The sequence below is a fragment of the Massilia phyllostachyos genome, from assembly GCF_021044825.1.
Classification (GTDB): domain Bacteria; phylum Pseudomonadota; class Gammaproteobacteria; order Burkholderiales; family Burkholderiaceae_D; genus Telluria; species Telluria phyllostachyos.
Genome location: NZ_JAJNOC010000022.1, coordinates 1 through 5,541 on the forward strand (window position 1 = coordinate 1; position 5,541 = coordinate 5,541).

3 protein-coding genes are annotated in these 5,541 nt (G+C 66.9%); all 3 read right to left on the bottom strand.

The genetic code is table 11. The annotated features are described in order from the left end of the window. Positions 1-230: 230 nt before the first annotated feature. Positions 231-1,796, bottom strand: a complete 1,566-nt coding sequence (locus LQ564_RS25650) for a response regulator (RefSeq protein WP_231060963.1) — start codon at positions 1,794-1,796, stop codon at positions 231-233. Between the two features lie 13 nt (positions 1,797-1,809). Beyond that, the gene (locus LQ564_RS25655) at positions 1,810-4,737 is read right to left on the bottom strand and encodes a response regulator (protein WP_231060964.1); all 2,928 of its coding nucleotides are present in this window, start codon (positions 4,735-4,737) and stop codon (positions 1,810-1,812) included. Positions 4,738-4,855: 118 nt separating this feature from the next. Continuing rightward, complete coding sequence (locus LQ564_RS25660) at positions 4,856-5,266, bottom strand: DUF2061 domain-containing protein (protein WP_231060965.1); 411 nt, start codon at positions 5,264-5,266, stop codon at positions 4,856-4,858. Positions 5,267-5,541: the final 275 nt, after the last annotated feature.

Consider the following 5,541-nt stretch of genomic DNA (forward strand, 5'->3'; position numbering starts at 1 on the left):
AACCCCGCGGAGTGATCTCTGCGGGGTTTTTTGCTTTGGGCGCGCGTTATCTCATCAAGCATGCGCTCTCACTATTCCACGGAATTGGGTGAACGATGCCAGTGGCATCGTTCACGCCTTCGCCGGAACGACGGTTCATCTGCTGATGGTAAATGGATGCGGCGTCGGATCCCTGCGTTACCCGCAAAACCGTCGCACCGGCGCAGGCCGGTGCCTAAGTTGACTTTGCTTTAGACCTCCAGCAACCCCCGCACAACCCGCGTCATCTCATCCAGCCGATACGGCTTGTGCAGCAACTGCGTACACTGCACCAGTTCGCCTTCTTCATGCAGCCCGGCCGGATAACCGGATGCGAACAACACCTTCGCGTACGGCAGGTGTTCGGCTGCGGCGCGGGCCAGGTCCTGGCCCGTCACGCCGCCCGGCATCACGATATCGGTGAACAGCAGGTCGATCGGCAGCCGCTGGCGAATCAGACCCAGCGCCGTTTCGCCGTCGGCCGCCTCGAGCACGTACAAGCCTTGCTTGCGCAACACCTCGACGCACACCTCGCGTACCGCCGCTTCGTCTTCCACCACCAGCACCGTGCGCGTGCCGCCCTCCTGCCGAGGCGATGCCGCGTGCGTGGCCGGGAAGTAGAGGCTGACGGTGGTCCCGTCTTCACTTGCGCTCGTCAGTTCGATCTGCCCGCCGCTCTGCTTGACGAAGCCGAAAGCCAGGCTCAGGCCCAAGCCGCGCCGCCCGCCCCTGGTCGAGAAGAAGGGTTCGAAGGCGCGCCGCTGCACTTCCTCGCTCATGCCGGCGCCATTGTCGCGCAGGCGTACGCGCACGTGGTCCGCGTCGCCTTGCCCCTCCGCGCCGCCCGGCAGAGGCGCGCGGTCGATCGTGATCGTCAGGTGGCCGTCCGCGCCCATCGCATCCGCTGCGTTGCGCACCAGGTGCAGCACGCTGTTCCCGAACTGCACCGGATCGAGCGCCGCGAGCGCCGTTTCGCCGCTCGACGTGATGGCGAAGCTGCGCCCCGCGAGCACGCCCGCGATCGCAGCCTCCATGCTGCGCAGGTGTGCGTCGACCGGCATCGTCACCGGGGTGAGCGGCTGGCGGCGCGCGAAAGCGTGCAGCTGCCCGGCGATCCGGGCGCCGCGCCGTACGCCTTCGGAGGCCGCCTCGACCCGCCGCACCGTCTTCTCGTCGTGCTTGTGCATCATGCGCAGCAGCTGCAGGTGGCCGGTGATCAGCTGCAGGACGTTGTTGAAGTCGTGTGCGATGCCGTTGGTGAGCTGGCCGATCGCTTCCATCTTCTGCGCCTCGTGCAGCGATGCCTGGGCGTCGGCCAGCTCGCGGGTGCGCTCGAGCAGCGCGGCCTGGCTGGCGGCCAGGGCCTGCATGGCCTGGTCGCGTTCGCGCGTCGCGGCATGGGCCCGCGCATGCGCGCGCAGGCGGGCGGCGAGTTCGATGCGATCCGGCCACTTGACCAGGTAATCCATCGCGCCTGCCGTGAAGCCGGTCGCCTTGACCTGCGGGCTGTCGTTCGAGGACAGCATGATGATCGGGATGGGCGCCAGGTCCGGCGCCTCCTTCAGCGCGCGGATCACATCGAACCCGCTGAACACCGGCATGTGCAGGTCGACCATGATCACGCTGGGCCCGAAGGCGCGCGCCGCGCGCACCGCCTCGCCCGGCTCCTGCAGGTAGTCGAGGGCCAGGTCCGGCTCCTGGTCCAGCATGCCGGCGACCAGCTCCGCATTGATGCGGTGGTCGTCGATCAGCAGAACCCGCGTAGGTTTGTTCATCATGTCCATGGCCGCGTCAGTGCAGCGTGCCGCCGGGCATGGTCGCCACGTGCGCGATGCTGAGTTCGAGTTGCGGCAGGTCGTAGGGCTTGGGCAGCACCGCCATGCCGCTGGCCAGCGGGATGCGCGAGCTGTGGCCGTCGCCCGACGCCAGGATCACCTTCAAGGCCGGCTGCGACGCCATGGCGCGGTTGGCAAGCTCGATGCCGGACAGGCCGGGCAGGTTCAAATCGGTGAACAGGATGTCGATCTCGTGTTCCTTCAGGAGTGCCAGCGCCTGCTCGGCCGAGGCGCTGCCGCTGGCCGCGTGGCCGAGCGCCGCCAGCAGCTCGCAAGCCAGCTCGCGGGTGTCGGGATCGTCTTCCACCACCAAGATGCGGTGGCCACCATTCGCCTCGATCGCCATCGGCGCCGGTGCGTGCGCGGGCCGTATGGCCGCCGGCGCGCCGAGCTGGGTGCGCACCGCGCGCGCCAGCTGCTCGCGGTTGTAGGGCTTGGGCAGCAGGTCGAGTTCCTCGTCGAAGGAGGCGTCGGGCAGCTGGCCCGAAGCCAGCATGATGGCGGTGCGCGGCGACAGCGCACGGCACTGGCGCACCAGGCTCGCGCAGTCGACGGCGCCCGGCATCGAGATGTCGGTGAACAGCAGGTCGACATTCAAGCCGCTGCCGAGGATGGCCAGCGCTTCCTGTCCGTTCCCGGCGCGCAGCACCTGGTAGCCGAGGCCGGCCAGCATCTCGGTGGTGGTGGCCATCACGGCGTGGTCGTCGTCGACCACCAGGATGGTCTCGACGCCGCCCGGGATCGTGCTGTCGGCGACGGCATCCTCTGCCTGCACCTGGCCCGCCGCGCGCGGCAGGAAGATCGCGATCGCCGTACCTTCGCCCGGCGTGCTGCGCACCTTGATCTCGCCGCCGCTTTGCTTGACGAAGCCGTACACCATGCTCATGCCCAGGCCGGTGCCCTTGCCCGGCGCCTTGGTCGTGTAGAAGGGATCGAAGATCTTGTTCAGGATCTCCGGCGGCATGCCGCAGCCGCTGTCGGTGATCGACAGGCAGACGTGGTCGCCGTCCAGGGTCCCGTCGTGCGGCGCGTTGGACAGCCCGATCGTCAGGCTGCCGCTGCCGTCCATCGCGTCGCGCGCGTTGATCGCCATGTTCAGGATCGCGTTCTCCAGCTGGTTGCGGTCGACCTGCACGTTCCACAGGCCGGCGCTCTGGCGGATTTCGACCGCGATGCGGTCGCCCAGCGCGCGCAGCAGCAGCGACTCCATGCCGCCGATCAGCTCACCGAGGTGGGTGACCACCGGCTGCAGCGGCTGGCGGCGCGCGAAGGCGAGCAGCTGCGAGGACAGCTTCGAGCCCCGCTCCACCGCGGCGACGGCGCTGGCGACGCGGCCGGCGGCTTGCGGGCCGACGCCGTCGAGTTCCATCAGTTGCAGGTTGCTCGAGATGATCTGCAGGACGTTGTTGAAGTCGTGGGCGACGCCGCTCGCGAGCTGGCCGACCGCTTCCATCTTGTGCGCCTGGCGCAGCGCATCCTCGGCCTTGAAGCGGCCCGCCTCTTCCTGCACCACCTTGCGCTCCAGCGACTGGTTCAAGGCGTGCAGGGCGGCCTGCGCCTGCAGCAGGTCTTCCTCGATGCGCTTGCGTTCGGTGATGTCGAAGGCCACGCCGAGATAGCGGCGTTCCCCGGCCACCGTGCTGCGCACCGACTGGCCGCGGCGCGCGATCCAGCGCGTCTCGCCGCTGTCGGCGCGGGTGATACGGTATTCGGCGTAACCGATCGGATTGTCGTCATTGGCCATGCGATCCGGGCCGGTCAGGTGGCGATCGCCCGCGTGCACGTGGCTCACCAGCAGGTCGGCGGTGATCTCGGCGCCGGGAGCGAACCCCCAGATGCGGCGGTAGGCATCGGAGACGGTCAGCTTGCCGGTGGCCGGGAACCACTCGAAGGTGCCGATCTCGCCCGCCTCCTGCGCCACGCGCAGCCGCTCCTCGGTCAGCGCATGGTCGGTGACGTCGACGCCTTCGACGAAGATCGCATAGGTCTGCCCGTCGCCGTGCTTCAAGGGCTGGTAGACGAAGTCGAGGATGCGGCGCTCGGTCGCCACGCCGTCGGCGCTGTCCAGCTGCACGTCGATGTTCCGGCCGTGGAAGGGCTCGCCGTCGCGGTAGACGCGGTCGAGCAGTTCGTAGATGCCTTGCCCCGCGAGTTCCGGCAGCGCCGCGCGGATCGGCTTGCCGAGGACCTGGCGGTGCTGGACCAGCCGGAGGTAGGACTCGTTGGCCAGTTCGTAGACGTGGTCCGGCCCGGCCAGCACGGCCATGAAGCTTGGCGCCTGGCCGAACAGGGTGTTCAGGAAGTCCATGTCGGCCGACAGCCGCCGGTTGGCGTCCTCGAGCCGGATGCGCAAGGCGTCGAGGTCGGCATTCGCCTGCTGGAGGTGCTGCTCCTTGCGGTCGCGCTCCCGTTCGGCGAAGACCCGCGCGGTGGTGTCGATCACGGTCGACAGCACGCCGCGCACCTGGCCGTTCTCGTCCACCGCAGGGGAGTAGTAGAGATCGAACCAGGTGTCGCACGGCAGGCCGTTGCGGGCGAGGACGAAATGGGCGTCGCGGAAGACCCGCTCTTCGCCGGCGAAGCAGGCGTCGAACACTTCCCGGTTGAAGTCCCAGGCCTCGGGCCAGGCGTCGCGCACCGATCCGCCGAAGGCCTGCGGGTGGCGGTCAGCTGCGATGCGCGCGTAGGCGTCGTTGTAGATGAGGGTGCGGTCGTCGCCCCAGACGAGCACCATGCTGGCGGGTGCGCGCAGGACGGCGTCGGTGAGGATGCGCAGGCTGTCCGGCCAGCTGTCGAGCGGACCGAGGGGCGAGCGGCTCCAGTCCCTGGTACGAACGAGTGCCGCCGTTTCACCGGCACAGCCAGGCCAAACCGACTTGCTCATGATTGCGACCTATTGTTCGGAGGAGGATGACCGGCGCGGGACGGCGGTGTCAGACGCTCAGTGTAGCACTGGAAATACCATGCGCCTGCAATATCTGAACAACACGGTCGGGCCAGTCTCAGGCCACGCGCAAGGCGGCATTCAGGCGCAGCTCGAGCTTTTCCCAGAAGCGGTCGTGGATCGGCAGCAGGATCACATTGCAGATGGGCTCGAGCACCGCAGCGATACCGCCGAAGGCGAGCGAGCCGGTGGCCACGTACATCACGCTGAAGGCAACGACCATGTGCAGCGCAGTCTGGCTGATCTTTTCCGCAGCAATCTTCATGTAGCGGTCGCGTTCGTCCCGCGCCCTGGCGCGGATGGCATGCCAGGCTTTTTCGTGGAAAGGCAGGAGCAGCACATTGATGACCGGCTCGATGATGAGGGCAAGGCCGCCGATGAGGGCTGAACCGGTCATCGCATAGGTGATGACGAAGGCGATCGCCAGGTGGGCAATGACTTGACTGGTTTTCTTGGCGGCGACGACCATGGATGTTCTCTCTTTGCTTCGTTATCACGACAGTAGCATCAAATGATAACGATTCTCGTTTGCATATGAAAGCAAATTGATTTTACCGTGTCGATAGTTTTTATCTATGGATGGTTCGGGAAGTGACACTTGCGCAGGTGAGGTGTCATTTGCTATAGTTCTGCTCCTCCGACGCCGGCGCAGCTTCTTGAAGCAGCGAAGCGAAGGAAAAGAAGGGGTTGACGATAAACGCAAAACACCGCATAATCTCGCTTCTCTGCTGCTGACGAACACAA

Excerpts from the sequence above, each read along its gene's own strand:
- LQ564_RS25655 (WP_231060964.1), bottom strand. The coding sequence starts at position 4,737 with ATGAGCAAGTCGGTTTGGCCTGGCTGTGCCGGTGAAACGGCGGCACTC.
- LQ564_RS25660 (WP_231060965.1), bottom strand. The coding sequence starts at position 5,266 with ATGGTCGTCGCCGCCAAGAAAACCAGTCAAGTCATTGCCCACCTGGCG.
- LQ564_RS25650 (WP_231060963.1), bottom strand. The coding sequence starts at position 1,796 with ATGATGAACAAACCTACGCGGGTTCTGCTGATCGACGACCACCGCATC.